Raw genomic sequence first — 26,743 nt, forward strand, 5'->3', positions numbered from 1 at the left:
ACCAAAAGCAACTTTTCATTAAATTTCAGTTAAAAATTCAGCTTAAAAAATCAAATTTAAACTAACTTTCATAAAAATATTAAAAGGCCGTAAAAATTTACAGCCTTTTATATCATAAAATTATTTCTTTTAAGGTTTTTACCACATAGGGTATATCTTCTTTACTTACCCAGTAATTGGTTACAAATCTCATTTTCCCATTTTCTTCAGGATTTATTTTAATTCCTTTTTTATAAAATTCCTCCACTAGCTTACTACTATCATATCCTGTTTCAGACATATCAAAAAAAACCATATTTATATGTATATCTTCTAAATTAACCTTAATGCCTGGTATTTTTGAAAGTTCTTTTCCTAAGAATAATGCATTTTCATAATCTTCTCTTAATCTCCCAGACATATGCTTTAATGCTACAATACCAGCTGCAGCTAAAAATCCTGCTTGTCTCATTCCTCCACCCATAAGCTTTCTTCCTTTTTTAGCCCTTTGAATAAAATATTTGGAGCCTGCTAATATAGAGCCCACTGGAGCACATAATCCTTTAGATAGACAGAACATAACTGAATCACAATATTTAGTTATATCCTTTACATCTACTTCTAAATATGCTGCTGCATTAAATATTCTGGCACCGTCAAGATGTACTGGTAAATTATATTTTTTTGCTTCATTAAAAACTTCATTCATATTTTTTAGTGAAAGTACTCTTCCATCAGAATAGGCATTTTCCATACATATAAGGCTTGTCTCAGGATAATGTATATCTTCTTTACATCGTATTGCGTCTCTTACTTCATAAATATCCATTTCACCGCCTTTAGTCTTCAATGTTCTAAGCTGCACTCCTGCTATAACAGCTGGAGCACCCACTTCGTGAACCACAATATGGCTATCCTCTCCAAGTATTACTTCTGTTCCTCTCCTGCAATGAGTAAACAACGCCAGTTGATTTCCGAAGGTACCACTTGGTACAAATAGTGCCGCCTCTTTCCCCATAAGTTTTGCCGCATATTTTTCCAATTCCACCACAGTAGGATCATCTCCATATACGTCATCTCCCACTTCTGCCTTATACATAGCATCTCTCATAGCTTGAGTAGGCTCTGTTGCTGTATCACTCCTAAGTTCTATAAACCACATAAACATACCTCCATATTTAATTATGTATTTACTTCGGATAAAACAAATTATTTAAATATAATAATACACCATACACCATCATATCATAGATTATCTGTTAATATATTACTGGTTTAGGTTGAAATTATACAAAACAAATATAAATTAAACTTCCAGACAGAAAAACTGTCTTGGAAGTCTAATTTTATAAATATTGTAATTTACTCTCTTATCTGTCCTTCTCCATATACTATATACTTTATAGTAGTCAATTCATTTAATCCCATAGGTCCTCTGGCATGAAGCTTTTGAGTGCTTATTCCTATTTCTGCGCCAAAGCCAAATTCTTCACCATCTGTAAATCTGGTAGATGCATTTACATATACTGCTGCTGCATCAACTTCTCTTAAAAATCTCTGAGATGAAGTATAATCATTAGTTATTATAGCTTCTGAATGTTTTGTTCCATACTTATAAATATGATCTAAAGCTTCATCCAAAGAACTAACTACTTTCACAGCTAGGATTAAATCTAAAAATTCCTGTGCATAATCTTCTGCAGTAGCAAGCCTTATATCTGGAATAAGTCTTTTAGTTTTTAAACATCCTCTTATTTCAACACCCATCTTACTTAAAGTTTCAGTTAGATGGGGTATGAGTTTTTCTGCTACAGCTTCGTGGACAAGCAACGTTTCCATAGCATTACAAACTCCAGGTCTCTGTGTCTTTGCATTTATCACTATATTTTCCGCCATAGTTAAATCTGCACTGCTATCTACATAAACATGACAATTTCCTATTCCCGTTTCAATTACAGGTACAGTAGAGTTCTCTACAACAGACTTTATAAGTCCACTTCCCCCTCTTGGTATTAAAACATCTACATATTCGTTTAATTTCATCAATACTTCTACTGCTTTTCTTTCAGTCATATTAATAAATTCTATGGTTCCTGCAGGAAGTCCCGCTTCAATGGCCCCCTTATTTATTGCATTATATATAGCCAAATTAGAATTAATAGCTTCTTTTCCTCCTTTTAATATAACTGAATTACCGCTTTTAACACATAGTGCCGCTGCATCCACTGTAACATTTGGTCTAGCCTCGTAAATTATACCTATAGTTCCAAGAGGTACTCGCACTCTTCCAATATTTAATTCATTGGATTTTTTCCACATTCTTGTAACCTCGCCTATAGGATCAGGAAGAGAAGCAACTTTCATAAGTCCTGAAGCCATAGATTCTATCCTATTTTCATTTAAGGTAAGTCTATCTATGAAAGCATCATTTTTTCCACTGCTCTTAGCATCTTCTAAATCCAACATATTGGCCTTTAAAATGTCATCCTTATTTTTATTAAGTTCTTCTGCCATTTTTATAAGAGCCGCATTTTTTATATCTGTACTCATATTTGATAGCGTTCTTGCTGCCCTGTTAGCATTTTTAGCTTTTTCTAAAATACAATCATATATATCCATTCATTTTTTAGTAGAAACAACAGGTTTCTACTAAACCTCCTTTCCTTTTCCATATATCATTTACTTGCAGCAAAGAGAGTTCCTACCTTTTTACAGGATACTATGTCCTTTATAATATTATCCTTAGACCCATTTGCTATAACCATAGATACACCTGAAGATAAAGCTATCTTTGCAGCTTTAATTTTTGTACACATACCGCCAGTCCCCAAGTCCCCCATAGAATCACTGCCGCAGCCTTCAATATCCTCTGTAATAGTATCCACATAACTTATCATATTGGCATTTTCATCTATTCTAGGGTCAGAACTATAAAGTCCATCAATATCTGAAAGCAGTATAAGTAAATCTGCTCCTATAGTTTTTGCAATTAAAGCAGATAATGTATCATTATCTCCAAATTTTATTTCTTCTACTGCCACTGCATCATTTTCATTTATGATAGGTATTACTTCCCTCCTTAAAAGCTCATTAAAAGTATTTTGAGCATGAATGCACTTATCTCTATCCTCTAGATCATTTTTAGTAAGAAGGAGCTGGGCAATTATTTTTTCATATACTGCAAATTCCTTTTCATATATTCTAAGAAGTATTCCCTGACCAATAGCTGCAGCAGCCTGCTTCTCACAAATATTCTTAGGTTTTCTTTCAAGACCCATTTTTAAAACTCCCACTCCAATAGCCCCAGAAGTCACTAAAACCATATTTTTTCCCTGATTTTGCAAATAACATATTTCCTCTACAATATTCTTTATTCTGTGAAAATCTACAACTCCATCTTCATTTATAAGTGTAGATGTGCCTACCTTTATTACAATTTTTTTTGCATTTAATAAACACTCTTCTCTATTATCTATCTTTTCCTCTATGCTCATTTTGAATCTCCTATAAACATTATAACTTTTATATATGATTTTTAAAAATTATTTATTATTTTCTTCCTTTTTTCCGACTTCCTCCATGCGAACTTTTCCTGCTTCAATAGCATTCATAATAGTTCCTCTAAAAGCACCCCGTTCCAATGCCCTTACCCCTGCAATAGTGGAACCTCCAGGAGAACACACCTTATCCTTTAATTTACCTGGATGTTCACCTGTATCTAATATCATCTTAGCTCCTCCCATAACTGTCTGTGCTGCTAAAGTTTGAGCCATTTCACGTGGAAGTCCAAGTTCTACCCCCCCATCTGCCATAGCTTCAATCATCATATACACATAAGCAGGTCCACATCCACTTATAGCTGTTATGGAATCAATATATTTTTCCTCCACTAAATAGCTTACTCCCAAGGCTTCAAACATACCATATACCAATTTAGCATGTTCTTTAGACGCATTTTTTCCTGGTGCTACTCCTGAAGCGCCTATATTAACTAACATAGGAGTGTTTGGCATAACTCTAACCACTGGTATTTCAGGTAAATGCTTTTCTATAAGTGAAGTATTTATGCCTCCTATAATTGAAATTACCGTATGTTTTTCTTTATCCCAATTACAACTCTTTATACATTCCACGACATCTTTTAGAACCTGAGGCTTAATACTTAAAACCACAATATCACAATTATCAACTATATAATTATAGGCTGTACTTCTATCACTACTTAAATGAGCTATTCCAAAATTTTCTTTCAAATATTGAAGTCTGGAATCTAAAACATCCATAACATAAATATCATCCGGTTCAAATAATTCCGTTGTTAAAAGTCCCTTGAGTATAGCTTCTCCCATTTGTCCTGTGCCAATAAATCCAATCTTTTTACCTAACTTACCCATATTTATCCTCCTAAATACCATAAAATTTCAACTAAAAATATCTTTTAAATATAGTTGAGCCTATAAGTATATAGTATATATTATTTAGATAATTAATAAAAGATCTTTACTTTAATATGTTAAATCTGCTCTATACTCTTACACATTTCAGTTAAAATATCATTTAATTTACCTGCATCCTTTTCATTTGTGAGTATGGTAATATAATCTCCTGCACAAATAACAGTATTCCCCTTTGGTATTATGATTTCACATCCTCTTCTGATTTCTGTTATTAAACAATATTCAGGCCATATTATATTTTTTATCTCTTTTCCATCCAAATAACATCCCATGCAGACTGGAACTTCTAAAATGAATTTGGATTTGGTATTTTGAACCTTTGAATCTGTATTATTAATTAAAAATCTTTCAAGCAGTGAATCATAGATAGGTTTTGAACCTAATACATCTGCAACTAAATAGGCCACTATAGATACAATACTTAATGGAAGAAAATTATTAAATCCTCCTGTCATCTCTGTGATCAATATAGTACCTGTAATTGGAGATCTCACAACTGCCGTAAAATATCCTGCCATTCCTAGAATTACAAAATTATTTATATAGTTTGTATTAATATTTAATATATTAATAAGCAAACTTCCATACCCATATCCAATTAGTGCTCCTATAGTAAGTACTGGAAGAAAAATCCCTCCTGGTGTTCCCGAGCCATAGCACAGCATAGTAAATAAGAACTTTACAATAATTAAAACTAAAATAAACTTTATAGTAAATGAGGTATTGGCTAGAGACATTATAAGTGAATTACCTCCCCCTAAAACTTGGGGTAAAAAAAATCCAAATATTATAGAAGTTAGCAGTGGAAACACTGGATTAAATTCTTTTGGAATCCACTTTTGTTTAGAATACAAATGCTGACTTTTTAAAAGGAAAATATTAAAAATTACTCCTGTAACACCCATTATAATTCCGAATAATAATATATAAAAATAATAATTCAAAGGAATAGCCGATATATGTTTAAAATTAAATACCGGGCTTAACCCTAAAAACCCGCCAGTTATAAAATCAGCAGATAATGCAGCCGAAAAAGCTGAAATTAAAATTAGTGGAGAAAAATTTTTGTGTATTTCCTCTAAAGCAAATATTGCCCCTGCCAGTGGTGCATTGAATGCTGCAGCCAGTCCCGCACTTGCCCCACTTGTAATAAGATATTTTTCCTCTATATTTACCCTTTTAAAAATTCTACTTAGCCCCTGACCTACACAAGCTCCCAACTGTACTGAAGGTCCTTCCCTTCCAAGAGAAAGACCAAATCCAATAGCAAGACTTCCCCCTACAAATTTATTTAAAATCACTTTAAACCATTTCATCTCAAGTTTTCTTAGAACAGCTCCCTTAACTTGAGGAATACCACTTCCACCTACCATAGGATCTTTTTTAACCATAAAGCCTAATATATATCCCAAAATTATAAATAGTATTATCCACAAAGGCAGAAAATATAACTTTAACAAAAGAATTTCATAAATTTTCCCAACCTTTTCCCCTAATTCTTCTATAACAACCCTAAAAAGTACTATTATAAAACCAGTTATAATCCCTACAATTATACTTTCCCCTACCAACCTTATCTTTAAATTATGCCAATGAAATAATAAACTGGATTTATCTTTTTTATACAAATCATTCATACAATTTTTCCTGACTTTCTATATATCATTTAGGGTAAGAACTTATCTAGAAACACAACAGTGCTGGTGGTATTAACTAATCCTAGCCCTAGTATAAATAAAGTTGTGAACTTCAAGGAAAGAAACCTTTCTTTAAAGTTCACAACTTATGTCCATTACTGGCTTACTTTTCTTACAAATATCTGCTTCTGATTTTCTATTTTTATTACGTCTCCTCCCATAATGGCATTTCTGTTACTGTCATATTTAGTGGTTCCAGCTACTCCTTCAAAGCTGATATTCTTTAGAGCATCTTTTATTTTATCTCCTTCTGTACTTTTAGCTTCTTTAACAGCAGCTATTAGTAAACTACCTGCATTATAAGAACTAGCTGAAATGGCATCTGGCGCTTTATTATATTTTTTCTCATAGTTTTCTTTAAATTTTACATATGCAGGTGTAGTATCTCCTGTAGAAAAGAAATTACTAAAATAACTTCCATTAACTGCATCTCCTGCAATTTCAAATAAAGCTGGTGAATCCCATCCATCTCCACCAATAAAAGTAGAGGTTATACCTAAATTTCTTGCTTGTTTTGCTATTAAAGCCACTGTACCATAGTAATCTGGTATAACCAGTACATCTGGATTAAGCTTTTTTATGTTGGTAAGCTGGGCACTAAAATCCTGATCTCCCGCATTAAAGGTAAGTGACGCCAATACCTTTCCACCTGATTTTTCAAAGTTAGTTGTAAAGAATTCATTAAGCCCCTTATCATAGTCATTCCCTACATCATAAAGCACAGCTGCTGTTTTAGCCTTTACATCCTTGGCTGCTATATCTGCAATAATTGTTCCCTGAAAAGTATCATTAAATGTGGATGTAAATACATATTCTCCCCCATTTTTTGTTACTTTAGGACTCGTACTTACAGATATCATTGGAATTTTATTAGATGCAGCAATAGGTCCCATGCTTATGGAACATTTACTGGCATAACTCCCAACTACCCCTACCACCTTATTATTATTAATTAATTTTTGTATGGCATTGGCAGAATTAGAAGGTTTATTTTCATCATCTTCAAAATAAAACTTTACCTTTTTGCCATTTATACCTCCACTGGCATTAGTTTCTTCCTCCAACATCTGCAGTGCATTCTTACACGCCTGTCCCATAACAGACACATCCCCTGTAAGCGGAAAAACTGCTCCTAATTTTATTTCCTCTGATTCAGATTGTTTACCACACCCTGCCAGTACCACAGACCCTAGCACTAAAGCCATGGATATTGACAAAAACTTTTTTAACATGTATAAATCCCCCTTAAAAATTTTATAAATGATGCTTACTTAACTTAAAAATAGTATTATTATCCACAATAAAAGCTATCCAAGGTAAGCACTCTTCACTGATTCATTAACTAGTAATTCTCCTGCGCTTCCTTTTAGGACTATTCTTCCAGTTTCTAAGACATAAGCTTTACTGGCTATAGAAAGTGCCATATTGGCATTTTGCTCTACCAATAAGATAGTAGTACCTTTTTCATTAATTTCTTTTATTATATTAAATATTTGCTGAACTATTATAGGTGCAAGTCCCATGGATGGTTCATCCATAAGAAGAAGCTGTGGTTTTACCATAAGTGCCCTGGCTATGGCCAGCATTTGTTGTTCTCCCCCACTTAAAGTACCTGCGGGCTGTTCTTTTCTTTCCTTTAATATTGGAAATACCTCAAAAATAGTTTCATAATCCTTTTTTATGCCTGCCTTATCCTTTCTTATATAGGCACCTAACTGCAGATTCTCAAAAACAGTCAGATTCGAAAATACTCTCCTTCCTTCTAAAACATGAGAAATTCCTCTGGAGACTATTTTATAAGCAGGCACTTTATTTAAAGATTTCCCTTTAAATATCACTTCTCCTGATCTACAGGGATTCAACCCTGATATAGCCCTTAAAATTGATGTTTTTCCTGCTCCGTTAGCCCCTATTAAGGTAACGATTTCTCCTTCTTCCACTTCTAGAGATATATCTTTCAGTGCATGTATTACTCCATAGTACAAATTTACATTATTCAGTTTCAACATCTATATTTTAACCTCCTCTCCTAAATAGGCACTTATAACCTTAGGATTCTTTTTTATTTCCTGAGGAGATCCTTTTGCAATCATCTGTCCATGATCAAGCACCACAAGTCTTTCACATATTCCCATAACCAACTTCATATCATGTTCAATTAAAAGTATTGAGATCTTGAATTCATCCCTTACCCATTTAATAAGTTCCATTAAATTTAGAGTTTCCTGCGGATTCATACCTGCTGCCGGTTCATCTAAAAGCAGTACCTTGGGTTCTGTGGCGAGGGCTCTTACTATCTCAAGCTTTCTTTGTTGTCCATAAGGCAAATTCATTGCAAGTTCATCTTTTTTATCCAACAATCCAAATATTTTTAACAATCTTTCTGCATTTTCATCCATAAATTTTTCTTCTCTGTAATATTTTGGCATCCTTAAAATGCACTGCCAAAAATTATATTTATCAAGATATGAAAATGAAATTTTTACATTATCAAGCACAGACATATGCTTAAACAACCTTATATTTTGAAAAGTACGTGCTATATGCTTTTTAGCCAGTTCATGAGGTTTTAAATTAATGACTTTCCTCCCCAGAATTTCTATATATCCATCTGTAGGTTGGTATACACCTGTAAGCATATTAAAAACAGTAGTCTTTCCTGCTCCGTTTGGACCTATCAATCCAACGATCTCATTTTCATCAATATCCAGATTAAAATCAGAAACTGCCGTTAAACCACCAAATTTTATTGTTAAATCTTTAGCACTAAGCAGGGACATCATACTTTCCCTCCTTTTTATGTGATATTTTTTTCTTTGCAGAACTAACAATTTTTTTGAAAGAAATTTCTTTCATACCGAATACACCTTCCGGTCTAAATATCATCAGTGCAACAAGTGCCGCTGAATATATAACCATTCTATAATCAGCTACAGGTCTTAAGATTTCCGGTAGAGAAGTCAGTATAGCCGTGGACAAAATGCAGCCGGATATACTACCCATTCCACCAAATACCACATATGTAACTATATCAAAAGATTTCAAATAATCAAAAGATTTAGGATCTAAAAACATAAAATAATGGGCATATAAAACTCCTGCTATACCTGCAAAAAAAGAAGCTGTTACAAAAGCTATCATCTTATATTTAGTGGTATTTATTCCTATGGAACTTGATGCCAGTTCATCTTCTCTTATAGAAAGCATTGCTCGCCCATAAGAAGATTTCTTTATGTTATAAGCAATTATTATAATAAGAATCGTGATAAAAAATACCATTGCAAAGCTGGTTTTTTTGGGTATTCCAGCCAATCCTTCAGCTCCACCTAATGTATTTGAATTTACTATGGCAATCCTTATTATTTCTCCAAATCCCAGAGTTGTTATAGCCAAATAGTCTCCTTTTAATCTCAATGTAGGAATACCTATGATGACTCCAAAAAAAGCTGCCATCAGTCCTCCAGCTATTAATACCAAAAAAAAGGGCGCATCTAGTTTTAAAGTTAAAATAGCTGCAGTATATCCTCCTATAGACATAAATCCTGCATGTCCTAAAGCCAGCTGCCCTGTATACCCGACTATCATATTTAAACTCACTGCTAGTATTATATTTATGCCTATAATAATCAATATTTGGACTATATACTCATCTATCATTTCCAAACTTATGAGAGTTTGAATTAAACCAAATACTATTAATACTGCCGCTAATATAAATAATATATTTTTTCTACGCTTCATATTAAACTCCCACCTACACTTTCTCATTGACTTTTTTACCAAGTAATCCACTAGGCTTAAATATAAGTATAATTATTAATATAATATAAGCTATACCATCTGAAAGTTTTGTAGATATAAAAGCTTTGGTAAATATTTCTGATATGCCAAGTACAATTCCCCCCACCATAGCACCGGGGATAAGTCCTATACCTCCTACAACTGCTGCTATAAAAGCTTTAAGTCCCGGTATCATTCCCATATATGGATCTATTTTAGGATATGACATACCTATAAGAACCCCTGCTGCTGCCGCTAATGCAGAACCTATGGCGAAAGTTAAAGATATGGTATTGTTCACATTTATACCCATAAGTTCTGTAGCTTCCGTATCAAAAGACGCAGCTCTCATGGCCTTTCCCATTTTTGTTCTATAAACAATAATCTGCAGCAAAATAACTAATATAAAACAGATCAGCAAAGTGACAATTTGCAGATTATTTATCTGAAAATCCCCTATTTTATAAAGTTTTACCTTTAAAAGTTCAGGAAATGGCCTAGGATTTGGTCCGAATATAACTCTAAAACCGTTCTCAAGCAAAAGCGATATTCCCATAGAAGTAATAAATAAAGTTATTCTGGATGAATTTCTAAGGGGCTTATATGCAATTTTTTCAATTATTATTCCTAAAAGTGCACTTCCAACCATAGCAATTATTAAGGTAGGTATAAATCCTGAATTTAAATTTTTAACTGCCAAAAACCCAAAAAAAGCTCCTGCCATATATATGTCTCCATGTGCAAAATTCATAAGCTTTACTATGCCATACACCATAGTATATCCAATTGCTATTAAAGCATAAACACCCCCCAATGCTAGTCCATTAACTAATTGCTGAGCAAAATTCATAATGTGCCTCCTGTGTAAAAAGTTATATCTATAGTCATTAAATAAATTTTTACATTTTCTATAAATAAACGATTAATTATGAACTAATTATATATTATATTTAGTTCATAATCAAGAATACTACTAAACAAAACAATATTCCTTACTAGACTATCAACTTTTATACTGGTTTTTTAATAATACTTCAAAATGTTTTTAAGCTACTTGTATCAAGAATCGACTTTTATTGTACAAAATAATAATATTTACTAATTTACAGCTATTAAATTTTATTTTTTAGAGTTTTGTAACTAATATAATTATAATAGAATAGCATAATCTTGTAGATAAATCTTTATGGAGGCATTTTAATGATTGCTAATTACCAGCCTTATGGAAATTATTATGATGGCTTTGAATATTTCTGTCCCTGGGTACGATATAGCTCTAAGGCACATTATCCTTCAAATACAACTGCTGAAATGGCCTTAAGTGCCAGAAATCAATTTATAGGAAGAATTACTAAAATAACCAGGGGAGATGTAGTAGGTCAAGTAGTAGTTGATATTGGATGTGGAAATTCAATGTCGTCCGTAATCACAACGGCTTCAATAGACCAGCTAAGATTAAGAGTAGGCTCACAAGTCAGAGTCATAGTTAAATCAACTAGTGTTATGATTATGAGTTCTTCATCCAATATGACATCTAATTCCAATAATACGATGCCTGACTCTAATAGAATAATGCCTAATTCTAACAATATGATGCCTAATTCCAATAACATGATGCCCAACTCTAATAAAATGATGCCTAATTCTAACAATACGATGCCTAAATCCAATGTGAAATCCGACAAAGAGAAATATAAGATGACATTAAGTGCTAGAAATCAGCTAAAAGGAAAAGTTACTAAAATAACTCAAGGAGATGTGGTAAGTCAAATATTGGTAGATACAGGTTGTAAAAATTTAGTATCTTCTGTAATTACAACAGCTTCCTTAAAGGATCTTGAAATTAAAGTAGGTTCAGAAGTTAAAGCTGTTATTAAGTCAACAGACGCTATGATAATGAAATAATTATTTTCATTATAAGTTAAAGTCTTAATTATATTATCAAATTATAATATATTCCATAAATATTATACACAACAAAAAAGCTGTCTCAAAACAATAAATAAATTACCATAAAAGACAGCTTTTTTAATATATTACTTAAGTTAATACTTTACTTCATATATTCAGTTACCAAATCAGTAAAAAGTATACCTTTCAAATGATCTATTTCATGACAAAAACATTTGGCTAAATCTTTTGTACCTTTTAATATAATTTTACTTCCCTCTTCATTTAATGCTTCTATTATAACTTTTGCAGGTCTTTTTAACTTTCCGAACACATTAGGAATGCTCAAACATCCTTCTATGACCTCTTGTTCTCCTGCACACTTAATTATTTTTGGATTGACTAATTTTATAAGTCCTTGTCCCATATCTATTACAGCCAATCTTTTCAATATACCAATTTGTGGAGCTGCCAAGCCCCCGCCATTTTCTGTATCATACATGGTATCAGCCATATCATTTAAAATTTGTCTTATTTTATTATCTACTGCTTTCACTTCTTTACTTTTTTTTCTCAATATATCATCACCAAAAAGCCTAATTTGTCTTAATGCCATCTAAACAACCCCTCTACTTTGCTGTGCTCTTGATTTTCTTTTACTTTTCTTAAAGAGAAAGACTTCTTCTATAAAGCAATTAAATATATTACTGATATCATAAGCTAACCATATAGAGGGCTCAAATTTTTCTGTCTCAATAGCATTTATTGCTTGCCTTGATACTCCTACAAGTTTTCCTAACTGTTCTTGAGTCAATCCAAGAGATTCTCGCAATTCTTTTAATCGATTTTTCATAAATCATCACTCCTGTAATGTTAACCTTACATAAGTATTGTAACATTATTTAGTTTATATATCAAGCTAACCTTACATCAATAATCTTTACAGCAAATAATTTTAAATATTATTCTTAATTATTACTATATATTAAGTGATTCTTGGATTCATGTGGAATTTACTCATAAAGAATACCCCTTTTCACCATGAATTTAGAAGAACTTATCCAAGGGCACAGCAGTGCTTATCTCCTACTTTTAAGAATATGGGAGTGCTAGCAATGGTGGCCTTCGGATAAAAAATAACGTGCCCCAATTTTTATTTACATAAACATAGGCACGCTTTTAATAAAAAATCAATAAAAATTTATTTAATCTGCCGTATCGGCTTCTATACTAAAATTTAATGTTCTATCTTGTTTCATCTGTTTCCCATTTTTATCATGACACTGTTTCCTCACAGTCAATGTGTAACTTTCTCCTGGAGTATATCCTACAGTGGGTGGATAAACTATTATACTTTTGTTGTTTTGTCCCAATTCTAAAGTTGTATTTACCTCATTACCTTTACTACCTGTAACTATAATTGCATCTTTAGTGGAGTCATCAAATTCTACCTCTCCCGTAAAAGTAATTGTCCATTTTTTATCCGCAGCTACCAATCCATCTTTTTTTACCTTTGCATCCACAAGCAAATCATATATAGCAGCATGTCCTATTGTTGTGGGATGAGGATCAATCATCATATTAGATAAGCTAAAGTTAACAGCACCAGAAGTTGTTTTAAGCTTTTCATAAACATCTACTATGTTGCAGTTATTAGTTTGTATTTTTATAGTTTTATTAATACGATTAATAATAGAATCAAATGCAGAATACATAGGATCCTTGGAATTAAAGGGGTTGTACAAAGTCAAAACATATATTTCTGATTCAGGTGCAATCTCTTTTATTGTTTTAATAATTTTAGGAAAATCACTTTGAAATTGAAGTATTCCTGAATTTAAACTTTGAAGTAAAGTTCCAGAACTTACTATTCCAGCTAATATAGCATCCTTATTGGGATTTGATGCAACAGCTAGAGCTAATTCAGTCTGATAATTAGGATTGTCATCCTTATTTACTCCAAATGCCTGACAAACAGCTTCAATTACAGGAGAAAGAAGATTATTCCCGCCAATACTTATTGTTATAATTTTTGCATCCTTGACTGCCTCTTTATATTCATCAGTTTGAAATTTTGTCAACAAATCACTGCTTTTGTCTCCCGATACAGATAGATTCTGTAAATTTACTTCTCCATATCTGCCAAGTGTCTCTAAATGTTTATGAAAAAGATCTACATATCCTTTACCTGAATCAGCGCTCATTCCACAAGAAATAGAATCTCCTAGTGCCAGGTAATTTATACTGGATGAAGTTTGTGACATATTTACACTACTAATTTCATCTGCTTTAACTGAAGATATGCTTATAGTACTCATGAAAACAAATATAAATGCAAGAAATATTGTGAAAAGATTACTGCCTGTAATTTTCTTCATTAATAAATCACATCCTTATAAATAGCTTATAGTTATGATAACAATGACATTATAAAAACTTAACTTTAAAATATGGAATCCATTCTTGAGCCTACAAACTCCATTCGAACCTAATAGCGATTTTATAACTCATTATCCTGTTATAACCAATTTCTTATATTTACTGGTTTAATTATAATCACTACAGCACAATAATTCCATATTTTTTATAAAAATCGCACAAAAAACTTCATCTGATTTAATTTAATGAATATATGTTAGGCATGTGTTTTGTATAAATTTCTTCATTAATCTAGCTTAATTTATTATTTAACTGCCATAAATAATTTTCATGGTCTTCATCATATATTATAAAACTACATTTCTTCAAAACTCTTTGAGAAGCAATATTGTTTTTATCTGTTCCGGCAATAACTCTTAAAACCTTCTTATCACTCAATGCCCATTGACACATACTTTTTACGACTTCTGTCATATATATTACATCAAACAATACCTTGAATTGTTCTAGATTCAAAGGTATTATTGTCAACCTTCTGATATTTAATTTCATTTTAATTCTCCCCTGGATTTTTCCATTACATTCTTTGGTATATAAATATACTTTCCATCAATATAATTTTGAATTGTAAATATGAGTTTTAATGACAATACATCTACTACTCACATACAATCAACGTTAACACAAAAATTACACTTCCTTTACTTTCAAATTTTTAGCATTAAGTAAGTTTATGATTTGAAACTACTAGTGAAATAAACATCAGTGACTTTTATAGTTATGGGGTTCAAAGAAAATCATTTCCATCTAAATATAAACCTTGTTAAGGTTCAACGAGTTTCTTACCAATGCTCCAGAATATTGCAATGCAATTTAAATACAATCCTTGTTAAGGTTCAACTATATGCTATAGACGCAAATTCCCTTATACCTTTCATTTAAATACAATCCTTGTTAAGGTTCAACTATAAAAGAATACATAAAACAAAAGAAGATAGTTGTATTTAAATACAATCCTTGTTAAGGTTCAACTAATGTACTGGTAATAGATAACAAACAAGCTGTAGAATTTAAATACAATCCTTGTTAAAGTTCAACGGATAAATAGATGAATCAATATGCATTACTTATTTATTTAAATACAATCCTTGTTAAAGTTCAACCCTTTACGAATAACAATATAATTTCCTCTATCTAAAATTTAAATACAATCCTTGTTAAAGTTCAACGGATAGCTGCGGCGCTAGGGCCATTACTTTTAATTTATTTAAATACAATCCTTGTTAAAGTTCAACCTTATAAATCACTTTGTATCACCAACACTCCTTTCTATTTAAATACAATCCTTGTTAAAGTTCAACTATTTTCATCTAATTCAAATTCATCTGGATAAATCAATTTAAATACAATCCTTGTTAAAGTTCAACTATTGCAGAGGGAATTATGTATATAGCATACCTTTATTTAAATACAATCCTTGTTAAAGTTCAACTTTCCGAGGAAGACCAATGTCCCCTTCGGTATTTTGATTTAAATACAATCCTTGTTAAAGTTCAACATATTTACACAGTTCTACTTCTATATTGTTAAGATTATTTAAATACAATCCTTGTTAAAGTTCAACCATCAGCACCTTTTGCAGTAATCACAAATGTTACCTCTTAAGCCCCTAAATAGGTTTGGACCATTACATCTATATTTATTATAATGTAGAAAGTGATTGGAGGTAAACTATGAAAGGAAAAAGTTATACGAAAGAATTAAAAGAAGAGGTATTAAGAGAAGTGAAAGAAGTAGGAAATGTTTCACTGGTATCAAGGAGACATGGGCTCTCAAAATCAACTATATTTACGTGGATAAGGAATTCTAAGGATAAGGATGAGATTAAAATTAAGCCTGGTAGAAAAGCTTTAGTTGAGGGAGAAAAAGAACTTGAAAATGAGCTGACAGAGGTAACAAAAGAAAATGATCATCTAAAAAAATTGTTAGGAGAAAAAGATTTAGAAATAGCAATTCTTAGAGATTTAATAAAAAAATCAAACCCTCAATTAAGGAAAAAGTAGAAATAGCTAAAAAGTATATAGAGCAAGGATACAATGCAGTATTTGTACTTAAAGTAGTTAAACTCGGAAGATCAACATATTACTATAATTTAAGTGTAGAAGGCAAAGAAAAGACTAGGCCTAAAGGTGGAAAGCCAAAAGGATATAGTATAAACAGAGATGGTGAGAAAGTATGCGATGATCAGATTAAGGAATTTATTTTGGAGGCCATTGACGGGGATGCTATTAACTATGGATATAGAAAAATAACTTACCATTTAAGAAAATATTGTAATCTTGTGATTAATCATAAGAAGGTTTATCGGCTTTGCAAAGAGCTCAGAATACTTAAAGATCAGAGAATAATTAGAACTAAAATAAAGAGAAATATTGCAATTAACAGAACTATAACAGGCTCAAATCAACTATGGGAAATGGATATAAAATATGGCTATATAGAAGGTGAGGATAAATTCTTCTACTTACTAAATTTAATTGATATCTTTGATAGGAGCATTATAGATTACCACATGGGTTTACACTGTGAGGCTAAAGATGCTGCAGCACTACTGAGGAAGTGCTTAATAAGAAGAAACTTGTTTGAGGAAGACTCTAAAAAGCCAGTAATAAGAACAGACAACGGACCCCAGTTTATAAGTCATAAATTTGATGAATGCTGTGAAGAACTTAAAATTGAACATGAGAGAATACCAGTGAAGACGCCAAATAAAAACGCACATGTAGAATCATTTCACAGAATACTTGAGGATGAGTGTTTAAAAATTAATGAATTTCAAAGCTATGGAGAAGCATACAAAATAGTAAATGAATTTATGGAATTCTACAATAATAGGAGATTACATTCAAGTTTAAGATTTATGGCTCCACATGAATTTTATAACCTTTATTTTGAAGAAAACCTAACAAACATTCAAATAAGGGTCTAAATTTAATAGAAATGAAGAATTTATTAGATTCTGTCCAAAACGAGGGGGTTAATCCGTTACTGTATTTAAATACAATCCTTGTTAAAGTTCAACTTGTACATAGTTACTAGGGTTGCCCCGTTTATGGATTTAAATACAATCCTTGTTAAAGTTCAACGCATCTGCAAACTCTCCTAAAACTGCGGTTGTGTCCATTTAAATACAATCCTTGTTAAAGTTCAACCTCGCAAAGTTCTTTTCAAACATCTCAAGAGCCTGATTTAAATACAATCCTTGTTAAAGTTCAACTCTGAATTAACTACAAATATAACGTTGTCTCTTATGATTTAAATACAATCCTTGTTAAAGTTCAACCCAAGGATTTAATAGAAGAAATACATAATTTAGAATTTAAATACAATCCTTGTTAAAGTTCAACAGTAGTTGCTGTAAGAGGTGCCATATCAATATTAGGTATTTAAATACAATCCTTGTTAAAGTTCAACTAATGTAAAATGCCTATTTCTTATTTTTATTATATTACTTAAAACCGTATAAATAAAGGCTTTCGTTGAAATTTTTCCAACCATTTTTCATATTTTATAAAATGTATATAAAGAGTGGTGTAATGCTAGTGATTTGATAACATTACACCACTTTTACCTTATTATGAGGTTGGAAAAATTAAAGTATTAAATTTTCCGTATTCTTTTCATTTATACCCAAAGTTTCCTCATCAAAACAACTGTCATTTATAAGCTTTATAATTGTAACGAAGTCTTTATCCTGCACAATCTTGTTTAATTCACTTTTCAATTTTATAAGTTTTGAAGGAGTTATGGCCCCTCTAAAAACAGAATTTTGATGGTGATGGAAATATTTTTTACATATTTTAAAAACTTTATTAACCCTTTTCTCATTCACATCATAAAATACAAATGCATAATTGAAGTTAAAATTTTTCCCCACAAAAATCCTCCTTACTACATCATGTTCTTTAAATTAAAAGGAATAAAATCTTCTCCTTCCACTACATGTTTTTTAAGCTTATATCCATCTAATCTTATAGCTGTCTTGTAACTTATTTTTCTTTTAAGCTTCTTGTGATTAAAAACACTTTCAAATCTCTCCTCAATAGCTTGTACAAATATCATTTTCCCTTTTTCATTTAAGAGACAATAATTATATTTTTTATCAAAGTGTTTATTTACCTGAATTTGCTTTGTGTTTACCAATTCGAAAATTGTCCTGTAGACTATAATTGGCTTAAAGACCTCAGATAAATCAAGACTTAAAGAAAATCTGCCTTCAGAAGGTTCGTGTAAATAGCTTATAGTCTGATTTAGATGGGTATTATAAATTTCAGATACAGTTTTAGAATATAAAATAGAATTTCCAAAGGATATAAGTGCATTTATAGGGTTATCAGGGGGTCTTTTTACCCTTTTATCAAGTACAAAGTCCTCTGGTAAAATATATTTGAAATTTTCATAAAATCTTCGCCATATCTCACCTTCAATTCTCAATATATGTTTTATACCTAAATCGTCATACTTCATATATTCAGGCAATTTTACTTTTATCCAATCAAGGGTGGAACGCACTTCCTTTTTATCATGCCTGTAATAATGATACAGCACCTCATATATATTATCCGCTATACCCTGAACAAATGATTTAGCTATATTATCTCTGTTATTTGAAAAAGCTTCCACCTGTTTTATGATTACTCTTCCACTTACAAGATTTTTCTTTGGATAGAAAGTTCCACTATAATATCCATAATAATTAAAGAAATGAATTACTATTCCCGCTTTTGCAGCAAAATCAAGAAATTTACTATTTACAGTAATTTCATTCATACAGTATAGTTCCCTTACAGCTTCTACCGGAAGATAGGAGTTCCCCTTATCATTATGAAATACAATAGAGTTATCTTTCCTTTTAAGCTCTCCCATACTCATCAAATATTTAACACCTCTGGCCATTTATTTCACCCTCTTTTATATGTAGTTTAGATATAACAATATTCATAATAGGCACATTTTCTACATCCTTTTACTTTTTCAATTTTAGGAGGAACTTCTTTTTCTAATAATTTTTCTATGTCACCAATAAGCTGTCTCAATTCCAATTCATTTTCTTCTGTAAGCTCCACATAAATTATTTTATTTTTCTGCTTGTTTTTTTCCTGGAATTCAATTTTGCCCTGTCTTTCTATGCCCTTATTCTTTAATATGTAGAGATAAAAAATCACCTGCCACTTAGTAGCTTCTACATCTGCATCAGATTTTTTTATTTCTACCAGATAATCTTTTGTAATTTTATCTATTTTTACATTATCTATGGATATTTCCGTATCCTTTTTCCCTTCTAATTTTAATTCATGAATGGCTTTTCCTATATGAACATCCTCACTATTATCCTCCATATTCATTCTATTGCCATGAAGCCAACACTGTCTTTTGCAGTGAAAATAATAATTTATAAGTGTACCATTTATTTTCATATACACTCCTCCATATCAAGTGATTCATAGGTTCAGACAAAGTTTTCCCATAAAAAATAATTTTCTCCATCTAAACCTCAAAAAACTTATTTACATTCCACTATTTATAATAATATATTTTTCCTAATTTTCGCCTCTAGTCTATAAATCCTCATAAACCCTATACTGGTAAGGTCAAAAAAGTCAAATAAACTATCCTTAAAGCCTTTACAAAAGCCAGTTTACATTTTAGAAAGCAAAAAATAAGTTTCTAATAAACTTACATAAATAGATTTGCCTTATTAGCAGTTTCTCCAATAAATATTTCCTGATTGAATCTGCCATCTACAATATACTTTTCCCCATCAGCTATGTAATAAATATCACCCAATAATTCCTGATAAACTTCTGGTATCTTTTTTACCTTGTATATAAAATAGTTGACTTTAGAGTTTACCCTGGATAATCTCACCTTTTTTTCAGAATAATCCATTTTATTATCAAATAAAAGACTTTTATATTCTTTCCATATTTCATCTCCCAAGAGCACGTTATTTTTTTCGTCTTCTATTCTTCTTGATAAAAATATAGTATATTTATGCTGGTTATCATCTTCTATGAGCTTCATATATTCTCCTATCTCTTTAAAATTTAAATCTTTTACAATTTTAAGGAAATGCCCATAACCATTTTCATTTAGTTCCTTCTTATTTCTTTCAATCTTGGCTATAACCTTTTCATAATACTTTTCAAAATTCTTTTCTTCTAACAATTTTTGAATTTCTTCACTGGATAACGTAAGTTCCGCTTCTCTTCTCACATCTTTTTTGTATATAACTTTACAATCATCCATTTTAAAAAATTTCACCCTGCCCTCATTAAAGCAGGATCTGTTTATTCTACCCATAAATTGTTCTTCTGCATCTAAAATGGATATATTTTTATAACCTAAATCCATATCAATATCAATTCCAGCTTCAATAATCTGGGTAGCTACTATAATTATTTTCTTGTTTATCTCTTTTGCTTTTTTTATAACTTTATTTCTATCTGATTTATTGTCATCAGAAGTCATTATTACAACTTCGCGCAAGTACTTCTTTGAAAAATTTCTATTCATATAATCAAAGAATTTATCGGCACTTTTCTTAAATATAAATTCAATAAGTATTTTATTATTGCTTTTGCTCTCTTTTTCAATATCTTCTAATAAGTTTTCAAATTGCTCCTCCTGCTCTTCTCCTATATCTATTATTTCAAATTTAACCCTATTTTTAAAAAATGGATTTTTAAAATAATATTCTCTATTTTTTATAAGATACACAAAATTATCACTGCAATTATGTACAAGTTTATTTAATCGTGGAAGAGTAGCTGACATTATTATGATTTTCACATTCAATATTTCAGAATATATATTTAAAAAATTTATTATTTCCTTCCATATTGAGTTTTTATAACTTTGTATTTCATCTAAAATTATTACCGAATTGCATAAATTCACAAGGGGAAATACTTCTTCTCTGCTTGTACCAAAAAAGGAGTTAAATAGATTTATATGAGTTGTTATAACAAAAGGATAATTTATAAAGATTCTGTTTATAAAAGCTTTTGCATAATTCCATTTTTTCTTTGTATTTAAATCCATTACTTCATTACATTCCTCATTTTTATCTTCAGTTTTTATAGGGGTTATGGAATTTATTACGGCTATGTTTTCTTTTATAGAACTATCATTACCAAATATCTTCATAAATTCAATTTCTGTCTGTTCTACCAGCGTATTGAAGGGAAATACATAAAATAACTTATTTATGTTGGAATTTGAGTTAAGTATGAGTTTAGCAAGATTTATGGAGGTTAAGGTTTTCCCCCCTCCTGTAGGTGCTTCAAGGTAATATATGTTTTTATCCCTATTGTCCCTGTAGCTTTTTTCACTTTCAATAGTTATCTCAGATCTTAATTGATTTATACTTATATATTGTCCATCCTTTACTGGATTATTGCTATACTCTCTTATACTTTTAAAAGTACTGTAGCTATCTATATCTTCATTAAATCTATCTTTCAAATCGTCATTTATTATTCCAAGACTATCAACCTTTTCACCACTCATAAATTCAGAAGTTGCATAGTAATCTGATGCTGTGAGAAGAGAAAAAAGAAATTTCGAATATATATAAATTGAAAATTCAAGTTCATTGTTGTGCCTAATACATTCATCTAAATATTCTTTTGAATTATTAAATGAATTACGTATTACCGATTCTCTCAAAGTTGTCATAGTTAAATCAGGATAGTATTCATCTTTATCACAGTCTTCCTGAAAATCTTCCAGTTTCAGCTTGTAGTTTCCCATATTATCAAGATATCCATGGTGTTTTGATATTATGTATCCATTTAAATACATGAAATATTTCAAATAGAGGCTATCTTTTAGTTCAAACTCCATATCTTTAATCCTATTATTAAAATAACTGACATATATATATGAACTTAGAAGAGAGTGCTCTGACCCTCCGTCAGAATTATCTTCATAAAGTTTATTCAACATTTTATTATATTGAAAGGATGGGTTTATCTTTCCCACATCATGCATATAAATTGTATTTACCATCATTTCTTTCCACAGGATAATTACATCTGAATTTTTACTTATTAAAATTTTATCCTGAAAATTTTGAAACACATTATTTAAATTTTTTTCCGCGCAAATAAAATTCATGTATTCATAGGTGAGATTTACGTGCTCCAAAAGTTTTTCTTTCCTCTTTTTATTACTTTTATCCCTATGGGCATACATATGTGATATATTATCAACATTTGACTGAAAGTCAAAAAGCTTTACTCTATCAAAATACAAAATATTTTCCCCCTGATTTTAAAAAAAATATAAATTGTTTTTTTCATCCAAATCCCTATATATATTTACATTTTTGTCATTCAATTTCACCCTCATATTTGTAGCAGTAAAATGCTCAAATCTGTATTGATTTAGTTCCTCATCCAATTCTACCGGAAGATATTCCATATATTTCCATGCCGTATCATCCTCTTCCTCTTGATATTTTTCAACTTGGAAGTATCTGCTTTCAAATAAGCTGTTAATTTTAATATAATTTTCAGATTTCTCTAATTCTACTTCTTTAATTTCAGTAATATCTGCAAAATGATCGTTTTTACCAAGGTAGGGTAAAAATATAGCTTTTTTATGCAGAAGCATATGTGCAAATTTCTCCGTGATTTCATCCACCTTAACATATACCATCCATTTTGGCTCTTGGAGCCACTGTTCTTTTACTACCAGATTTCCCCCGGCCTCAAGGCTTGCATACCCTACAGAATTATTGAAGGTCTGTATCTTTTTTGTTATATACCCTTGGTGGTTTAGCATTACCACAGCTACCTTTGAATCTTTAAGCCTATTGTAAAACTCTGGATATATATTATTTTTAAAGTCTCTGCTTTGACTATTATATCCAGGTAATCCAAGTACACTTCCTATTATCCCGAGCAATGCTATTTTATGTATATTGCCATATGTAAAATAATAATAGGTATTTACATCTGGTTTCTTAAAAAATGCAGTCCTGCCAGAGAGTTTAAACCTAACTGCCTTCATATCTAAACCTCTTTTCTTGTAAATATATTGAACACTGTAGCTCCTTGTGGCATATTCTCTACTTTTAATTTATAATCATTATAATAAATTTCTATATTTTTTATACTGTCTTTAATCCCCTCCAACACCTGGTCTAAATTAAGTTTAAGAATACATTTACCATCAACTTTATCAAAATCCATAAATTGAGTTAAATTAGGAAGATATGTTTTCTCATCTGTCTCCACAAATAACGCAAACTCATTTTCACAGCCTGCCTTTGCATTGGTATTAAGTGCTGTAGCCCCTATAAGTGCTCCCTCTTTAAATTTTTTATAATCTTCTTCTGTATAACCATCTGTAAGTCCCATTTGAACATAATCTTTATAGGAAATAGGATTTATGTAAAAGGGATAAAGGTAATGTGCCTCATCACTTACAATCTTGGTTCCAAGGGTGCTTTGATTTGCCTCTTTTGCCTCTTCCTTTGTATTGGATTTTTTGTCGCTTCTAAAGGGGGACAATATTTGCTGTTCCTCGGAATTTGAAGGTTTGTGCACATTAAATCCCTGTCCAATTTGAACAGCACCTGTTATGGATATATTGTTACCTTCCTCTGCAAAAGTGGCTCCAAAAGATTTTACATCCAGTGTAGAAAATAGATTTTTAATTACATCCTCACTTTTATCTTTTTTAGTAAGTGTGGTATCAAATACCTGGTTATATCTCTCTTCAAGGGATCTTGGCCTTATCTTGTCCTTATCTGTTTTAAAGGATTTTATATATAAAATTTTTTCTCCTAAATCATCCCAGTATTTTTTTATGCTGTATTTAAGTGCCTTGTCACTTCCAAATATGGAACCATCTCCTATGGTCTTTGGATAACCACTAAAATCCGCATTCCAATTTGCCATAATAGCTTTTATTCCAATAACTCCATATATTCTGTTCATTTAAGATTCCTCCTCATTTTTATTTTCATCGTCACTATCTTCTTCTGACTTTTTATATATTAAACTAGGACACAGAAAACCTGCTATTATCGAGTCCTTATCCACTTCATTTTCTGAACTATAAGCCAAAATCATATAATACATATTGCTGAATCTAAAAGAAGATTTAATTGCATAGCTGTATTTGATAAATAATCGTCTTAATTTTTCTTTTACGGTTTTATCATCTGATGCATTAAGTACTGGACTCAAAAAAGAAAAATTTTTACTGGAAGATTTATTTAAACTATAAAAATACTGTAGAAGTTGTCCTATACAAAAATAATATTCTCCCACCTCTTCAATTTCTACTTTATAATCCTTATCTTCTTTTATATTTATCTTTTCATCCACATTTTTTCTAATATATTTAATAGTATTTGCCATATTTTCTCCCCTACTCTCCTTATTGAAATAATCCAGTAACGTATGCCTTAAATTAAACTGATTTATAGCCTTATTAGCATTTCCATTATCTATGGAATTACATAAAAGGTCTAAGGTCATTTTGTTCCAAAATCCTTTTACAAGAAGTTCTTCACCTTTGTAAAACCAGGTATAAAAGCCATATCTGTATTTTAAGAGTGATTCCTTTACTTTACTGTCATTTAATTTTATATCTTTTGCTTCTGTAAAAAAATTGCTTTTTAAATATTTATTAAAAAACACTTCATTCACTTTATCACTTAACTCACTTATATTTTTCATATTTCCTCTAATTAGAATAAATTCTTTTCCGAACCCCTGCTTCAATATAGGAGTTATCTTTATAGCCCTTTTAAATTTATATCTATAATCAGTTATGGAATCATAATCTGCAATTTCTACTTCTTTTCCCTTGTTAACTCTAAAAAAATATCCTTTAAAATCACTTTTTTTATTTTCTTTTGCTTCAATGCCATCCACACAATCCTGCTGGGCATATATATAATTTCTCCCTTCAGATGCATAATTCATAAGATAATCAAATAATTTTTTTTCAATTAGAATTTTTTCTGAATCCACAAGCATGGGTAATTTACTTTTTCTAGTTTTATTTTCAAGATAGGGTTTTTTAGAATTCAGCCCCATGTTAAAGTCAGACAATCCATAAACTTTCTTGTTTATAGTTACATTATAGTCAGTACTATTGTAAATATTAGGTATTATGTACCTCTCACTCTCTTTTTCATAGTTATTCAAATTAGTATCGTAGAATAATTTAAGATAAGTTTTATTTAAATCTAATTTTTTTGCTATTTCCATTATATTTTTTTGTACCCAACTTTGTATATTCTCTATTAATTCTATATCGGGCTTACCATACTTTTCTTCTATATTTAAATAAAGTTTTCTGCTCTTGGATTTGCTTTTATATTTCACTTCAGGATTTTTTAATATATTATAATATTCCTCTATAACTTTACTACTTAGTTTACCCTTGGATTGATGAAGGTTCTCTTTTTTTACATAAAATGTATAAATATTATTACTGTGTATTATCTTATTCGGATCTATTGGTTTATTCATAGAGACTAATCTGCTTAAATAGTCCCTACGGACAAACTCCTTATACACTTCTAAGGAGTTATCAGTTTTTTTATCTACAGAAAATATTTGTATGCTATTCCACGTATCTTCCAATGTAAATTTAATATAGTCTCCAGGTGCAAGGAGATGTTTGTCTACAACCAATCCTTCTCCTTTTTCAACGTACTCCCTGCTGAATATATCGTAAATTTCATTTATCAAAAATAATTACCTCCTCTTACTTCACATATTGGTAATTCATGAAGCCATACCCACGGGGACACATATCTGCAAGCCCTGTTCCAAGAATTGTATAGGCAATATTCTGGGCTTTTTCACTGGTATCTATTGTTAAAGTAACCTTATCTCCAAGAATACTTTTATCCTTAAATTTTGTTGCTATGGGTTTTCTATTGTCTATTCTCTCATAATTAAAAATTTGTAAATTACTATCTACTATCTCTCCTGTAACTAATTCATATTTTTTTATGGTACTGTTCCTCATATATTCAAAAAAATCAGATTCATTATGAATATTTCTCCAGTATTGAGTTTTATCTTCATCTGAAATTTTTATTATAAGAGGTGTTATACTATAAATTCTCTCTATAGTCCTTTTAGGTATTTTTTTGATATTACATGTAAGTACCTTAATCCCAGATGTGTATTCATTAGGTAGAAATTTTTCGAAATGGTTTATTAAATCTTCTCCGATACACCTTACTTGAAAATTATAAATCTCCCCCTTCTTATACATTTCATTATTTGAGGCAAGAGGATATAGATTATTAAAACAATAATTTTTTATTCTATTTTCCGTATGAAATTCCTTCATTCTTTCATTTTTATAAAAAGATTGATCAAGAAGTTTACTTAATAATTCCAGTGATGCTTCCTTAAATATATCTTCAAGCGTATATATTTTAACATTAATTTCGTATACTTCCATATGTATTCTCCTTTTACATAATAGTTATATACTTATAAATTCTACTTCAATTTA

At 30.6% G+C, this 26,743-nt stretch carries 25 protein-coding genes and 2 CRISPR repeat arrays; of the genes, 3 read left to right on the forward strand and 22 right to left on the reverse strand.

The annotated features are described in order from the left end of the window. Positions 1 to 112 precede the first annotated feature (112 nt). The 10 genes from ltaE to CKL_RS13425 all read right to left on the reverse strand — a co-directional run bounded on the left by ltaE (position 113) and on the right by CKL_RS13425 (position 10,763). Positions 113 to 1,141, reverse strand: coding sequence for a low-specificity L-threonine aldolase (ltaE, locus tag CKL_RS13380; protein ID WP_012103076.1), 1,029 nt, complete (start codon positions 1,139 to 1,141; stop codon positions 113 to 115). 200 nt (positions 1,142 to 1,341) lie between these two features. Further along, the gene (locus CKL_RS13385) at positions 1,342 to 2,598 is read right to left on the reverse strand and encodes a glutamate-5-semialdehyde dehydrogenase (RefSeq protein ID WP_012103077.1); all 1,257 of its coding nucleotides are present in this window, start codon (positions 2,596 to 2,598) and stop codon (positions 1,342 to 1,344) included. A gap of 56 nt (positions 2,599 to 2,654) precedes the next feature. Then, positions 2,655 to 3,473: a glutamate 5-kinase gene (gene proB, locus CKL_RS13390; RefSeq protein ID WP_012103078.1), complete on the reverse strand. Its 819-nt coding sequence runs from the start codon at positions 3,471 to 3,473 to the stop codon at positions 2,655 to 2,657. Positions 3,474 to 3,521: 48 nt separating this feature from the next. After that, positions 3,522 to 4,373 (reverse strand): pyrroline-5-carboxylate reductase, encoded by an 852-nt coding sequence (gene proC, locus CKL_RS13395; protein WP_012103079.1) that lies wholly within the window; start codon positions 4,371 to 4,373, stop codon positions 3,522 to 3,524. Positions 4,374 to 4,492: 119 nt separating this feature from the next. Next, entirely contained in the window at positions 4,493 to 6,073 is a 1,581-nt protein-coding gene (locus tag CKL_RS13400; protein WP_012620766.1) for a ClC family H(+)/Cl(-) exchange transporter, read from the reverse strand. A gap of 155 nt (positions 6,074 to 6,228) precedes the next feature. After that, positions 6,229 to 7,365, reverse strand: coding sequence for an ABC transporter substrate-binding protein (locus CKL_RS13405; RefSeq protein WP_012103081.1), 1,137 nt, complete (start codon positions 7,363 to 7,365; stop codon positions 6,229 to 6,231). Between the two features lie 75 nt (positions 7,366 to 7,440). Further along, complete coding sequence (locus tag CKL_RS13410; RefSeq protein ID WP_012103082.1) at positions 7,441 to 8,142, reverse strand: ABC transporter ATP-binding protein; 702 nt, start codon at positions 8,140 to 8,142, stop codon at positions 7,441 to 7,443. After that, positions 8,143 to 8,913 (reverse strand): ABC transporter ATP-binding protein, encoded by a 771-nt coding sequence (locus tag CKL_RS13415; protein WP_012103083.1) that lies wholly within the window; start codon positions 8,911 to 8,913, stop codon positions 8,143 to 8,145. Beyond that, the gene (locus CKL_RS13420; protein ID WP_012103084.1) at positions 8,900 to 9,874 is read right to left on the reverse strand and encodes a branched-chain amino acid ABC transporter permease; all 975 of its coding nucleotides are present in this window, start codon (positions 9,872 to 9,874) and stop codon (positions 8,900 to 8,902) included. Before CKL_RS13420 ends, CKL_RS13415 begins: the two co-directional genes overlap by 14 nt. Before the next feature lie 13 nt (positions 9,875 to 9,887). Next, a complete protein-coding gene (locus tag CKL_RS13425) occupies positions 9,888 to 10,763 on the reverse strand; it encodes a branched-chain amino acid ABC transporter permease (protein WP_012103085.1) in 876 nt (291 codons plus the stop codon). Between the two features lie 350 nt (positions 10,764 to 11,113). On the opposite strand from CKL_RS13425, the gene CKL_RS21360 reads away from it, so the two are divergent. Further along, on the forward strand, positions 11,114 to 11,818 hold the full coding sequence (locus CKL_RS21360; RefSeq protein ID WP_012103086.1) for a TOBE domain-containing protein: 705 nt from the start codon (positions 11,114 to 11,116) through the stop codon (positions 11,816 to 11,818). A 148-nt stretch (positions 11,819 to 11,966) separates the two neighbouring features. Here CKL_RS21360 and def read toward each other — a convergent pair whose 3' ends face one another. From def to CKL_RS13455, 4 genes are all read right to left on the reverse strand, one after another. Continuing rightward, positions 11,967 to 12,419, reverse strand: coding sequence for a peptide deformylase (gene def / locus CKL_RS13440; RefSeq protein WP_012103087.1), 453 nt, complete (start codon positions 12,417 to 12,419; stop codon positions 11,967 to 11,969). Beyond that, a complete protein-coding gene (locus tag CKL_RS13445) occupies positions 12,420 to 12,656 on the reverse strand; it encodes a helix-turn-helix transcriptional regulator (RefSeq protein WP_012103088.1) in 237 nt (78 codons plus the stop codon). It abuts the gene before it with no gap. 352 nt (positions 12,657 to 13,008) lie between these two features. Further along, positions 13,009 to 14,181 (reverse strand): GDSL-type esterase/lipase family protein, encoded by a 1,173-nt coding sequence (locus CKL_RS13450; RefSeq protein ID WP_012103089.1) that lies wholly within the window; start codon positions 14,179 to 14,181, stop codon positions 13,009 to 13,011. 292 nt (positions 14,182 to 14,473) lie between these two features. Beyond that, positions 14,474 to 14,734 (reverse strand): GNAT family N-acetyltransferase, encoded by a 261-nt coding sequence (locus CKL_RS13455; RefSeq protein ID WP_012103090.1) that lies wholly within the window; start codon positions 14,732 to 14,734, stop codon positions 14,474 to 14,476. Between the two features lie 253 nt (positions 14,735 to 14,987). Continuing rightward, positions 14,988 to 15,806: direct repeats of the CRISPR family, unit length 30 nt; unit sequence ATTTAAATACAATCCTTGTTAAAGTTCAAC. 109 nt (positions 15,807 to 15,915) lie between these two features. On the opposite strand from CKL_RS13455, the gene CKL_RS20895 reads away from it, so the two are divergent. Then, entirely contained in the window at positions 15,916 to 16,245 is a 330-nt protein-coding gene (locus CKL_RS20895; RefSeq protein ID WP_011989064.1) for a transposase, read from the forward strand. A gap of 17 nt (positions 16,246 to 16,262) precedes the next feature. Next, positions 16,263 to 17,171: an IS3 family transposase gene (locus CKL_RS13465; RefSeq protein WP_242649470.1), complete on the forward strand. Its 909-nt coding sequence runs from the start codon at positions 16,263 to 16,265 to the stop codon at positions 17,169 to 17,171. Between the two features lie 63 nt (positions 17,172 to 17,234). Continuing rightward, a CRISPR array of direct repeats spans positions 17,235 to 17,656; the repeat unit is 30 nt; unit sequence ATTTAAATACAATCCTTGTTAAAGTTCAAC. A gap of 178 nt (positions 17,657 to 17,834) precedes the next feature. On the opposite strand, the gene cas2 is transcribed toward CKL_RS13465, so the two are convergent. From cas2 to CKL_RS13505, 8 genes are all read right to left on the reverse strand, one after another. Next, positions 17,835 to 18,119: a CRISPR-associated endonuclease Cas2 gene (gene cas2, locus CKL_RS13470; protein ID WP_012103091.1), complete on the reverse strand. Its 285-nt coding sequence runs from the start codon at positions 18,117 to 18,119 to the stop codon at positions 17,835 to 17,837. A 14-nt stretch (positions 18,120 to 18,133) separates the two neighbouring features. Continuing rightward, positions 18,134 to 19,138 (reverse strand): type I-B CRISPR-associated endonuclease Cas1b, encoded by a 1,005-nt coding sequence (cas1b, locus tag CKL_RS13475; protein WP_012103092.1) that lies wholly within the window; start codon positions 19,136 to 19,138, stop codon positions 18,134 to 18,136. A gap of 26 nt (positions 19,139 to 19,164) precedes the next feature. Then, positions 19,165 to 19,659 (reverse strand): CRISPR-associated protein Cas4, encoded by a 495-nt coding sequence (gene cas4 / locus CKL_RS13480; RefSeq protein WP_012103094.1) that lies wholly within the window; start codon positions 19,657 to 19,659, stop codon positions 19,165 to 19,167. Between the two features lie 259 nt (positions 19,660 to 19,918). After that, complete coding sequence (locus CKL_RS13485) at positions 19,919 to 22,501, reverse strand: CRISPR-associated helicase/endonuclease Cas3 (RefSeq protein ID WP_012103095.1); 2,583 nt, start codon at positions 22,499 to 22,501, stop codon at positions 19,919 to 19,921. 18 nt (positions 22,502 to 22,519) lie between these two features. Beyond that, positions 22,520 to 23,260 carry a type I-B CRISPR-associated protein Cas5b gene (gene cas5b, locus CKL_RS13490; protein ID WP_012103096.1) on the reverse strand — a complete coding sequence of 247 codons (741 nt, stop codon included), beginning with the start codon at positions 23,258 to 23,260 and terminating at the stop codon, positions 22,520 to 22,522. A 2-nt stretch (positions 23,261 to 23,262) separates the two neighbouring features. Next, positions 23,263 to 24,192, reverse strand: coding sequence for a type I CRISPR-associated protein Cas7 (locus tag CKL_RS13495; protein ID WP_012103097.1), 930 nt, complete (start codon positions 24,190 to 24,192; stop codon positions 23,263 to 23,265). Then, the gene (locus CKL_RS13500; protein WP_012103098.1) at positions 24,193 to 25,962 is read right to left on the reverse strand and encodes a hypothetical protein; all 1,770 of its coding nucleotides are present in this window, start codon (positions 25,960 to 25,962) and stop codon (positions 24,193 to 24,195) included. 16 nt (positions 25,963 to 25,978) lie between these two features. After that, positions 25,979 to 26,689: a CRISPR-associated endoribonuclease Cas6 gene (locus CKL_RS13505; protein ID WP_012103099.1), complete on the reverse strand. Its 711-nt coding sequence runs from the start codon at positions 26,687 to 26,689 to the stop codon at positions 25,979 to 25,981. Between the last annotated feature and the right edge of the window lie 54 nt (positions 26,690 to 26,743).

The sequence above is a fragment of the Clostridium kluyveri DSM 555 genome (assembly GCF_000016505.1).
GTDB classification, from domain to species: Bacteria; Bacillota; Clostridia; order Clostridiales; family Clostridiaceae; genus Clostridium_B; species Clostridium_B kluyveri.

Excerpts from the sequence above, each read along its gene's own strand:
- ltaE (WP_012103076.1), bottom strand. The coding sequence starts at position 1,141 with ATGTGGTTTATAGAACTTAGGAGTGATACAGCAACAGAGCCTACTCAA.
- CKL_RS13385 (WP_012103077.1), bottom strand. The coding sequence starts at position 2,598 with ATGGATATATATGATTGTATTTTAGAAAAAGCTAAAAATGCTAACAGG.
- proB (WP_012103078.1), bottom strand. The coding sequence starts at position 3,473 with ATGAGCATAGAGGAAAAGATAGATAATAGAGAAGAGTGTTTATTAAAT.
- proC (WP_012103079.1), bottom strand. The coding sequence starts at position 4,373 with ATGGGTAAGTTAGGTAAAAAGATTGGATTTATTGGCACAGGACAAATG.
- CKL_RS13400 (WP_012620766.1), bottom strand. The coding sequence starts at position 6,073 with ATGAATGATTTGTATAAAAAAGATAAATCCAGTTTATTATTTCATTGG.
- CKL_RS13405 (WP_012103081.1), bottom strand. The coding sequence starts at position 7,365 with ATGTTAAAAAAGTTTTTGTCAATATCCATGGCTTTAGTGCTAGGGTCT.
- CKL_RS13410 (WP_012103082.1), bottom strand. The coding sequence starts at position 8,142 with ATGTTGAAACTGAATAATGTAAATTTGTACTATGGAGTAATACATGCA.
- CKL_RS13415 (WP_012103083.1), bottom strand. The coding sequence starts at position 8,913 with ATGTCCCTGCTTAGTGCTAAAGATTTAACAATAAAATTTGGTGGTTTA.
- CKL_RS13420 (WP_012103084.1), bottom strand. The coding sequence starts at position 9,874 with ATGAAGCGTAGAAAAAATATATTATTTATATTAGCGGCAGTATTAATA.
- CKL_RS13425 (WP_012103085.1), bottom strand. The coding sequence starts at position 10,763 with ATGAATTTTGCTCAGCAATTAGTTAATGGACTAGCATTGGGGGGTGTT.
- CKL_RS21360 (WP_012103086.1), top strand. The coding sequence starts at position 11,114 with ATGATTGCTAATTACCAGCCTTATGGAAATTATTATGATGGCTTTGAA.
- def (WP_012103087.1), bottom strand. The coding sequence starts at position 12,419 with ATGGCATTAAGACAAATTAGGCTTTTTGGTGATGATATATTGAGAAAA.
- CKL_RS13445 (WP_012103088.1), bottom strand. The coding sequence starts at position 12,656 with ATGAAAAATCGATTAAAAGAATTGCGAGAATCTCTTGGATTGACTCAA.
- CKL_RS13450 (WP_012103089.1), bottom strand. The coding sequence starts at position 14,181 with ATGAAGAAAATTACAGGCAGTAATCTTTTCACAATATTTCTTGCATTT.
- CKL_RS13455 (WP_012103090.1), bottom strand. The coding sequence starts at position 14,734 with ATGAAATTAAATATCAGAAGGTTGACAATAATACCTTTGAATCTAGAA.
- CKL_RS20895 (WP_011989064.1), top strand. The coding sequence starts at position 15,916 with ATGAAAGGAAAAAGTTATACGAAAGAATTAAAAGAAGAGGTATTAAGA.
- cas1b (WP_012103092.1), bottom strand. The coding sequence starts at position 19,138 with ATGGCCAGAGGTGTTAAATATTTGATGAGTATGGGAGAGCTTAAAAGG.
- cas4 (WP_012103094.1), bottom strand. The coding sequence starts at position 19,659 with ATGAAAATAAATGGTACACTTATAAATTATTATTTTCACTGCAAAAGA.
- cas5b (WP_012103096.1), bottom strand. The coding sequence starts at position 23,260 with ATGAAGGCAGTTAGGTTTAAACTCTCTGGCAGGACTGCATTTTTTAAG.
- CKL_RS13495 (WP_012103097.1), bottom strand. The coding sequence starts at position 24,192 with ATGAACAGAATATATGGAGTTATTGGAATAAAAGCTATTATGGCAAAT.
- CKL_RS13505 (WP_012103099.1), bottom strand. The coding sequence starts at position 26,689 with ATGGAAGTATACGAAATTAATGTTAAAATATATACGCTTGAAGATATA.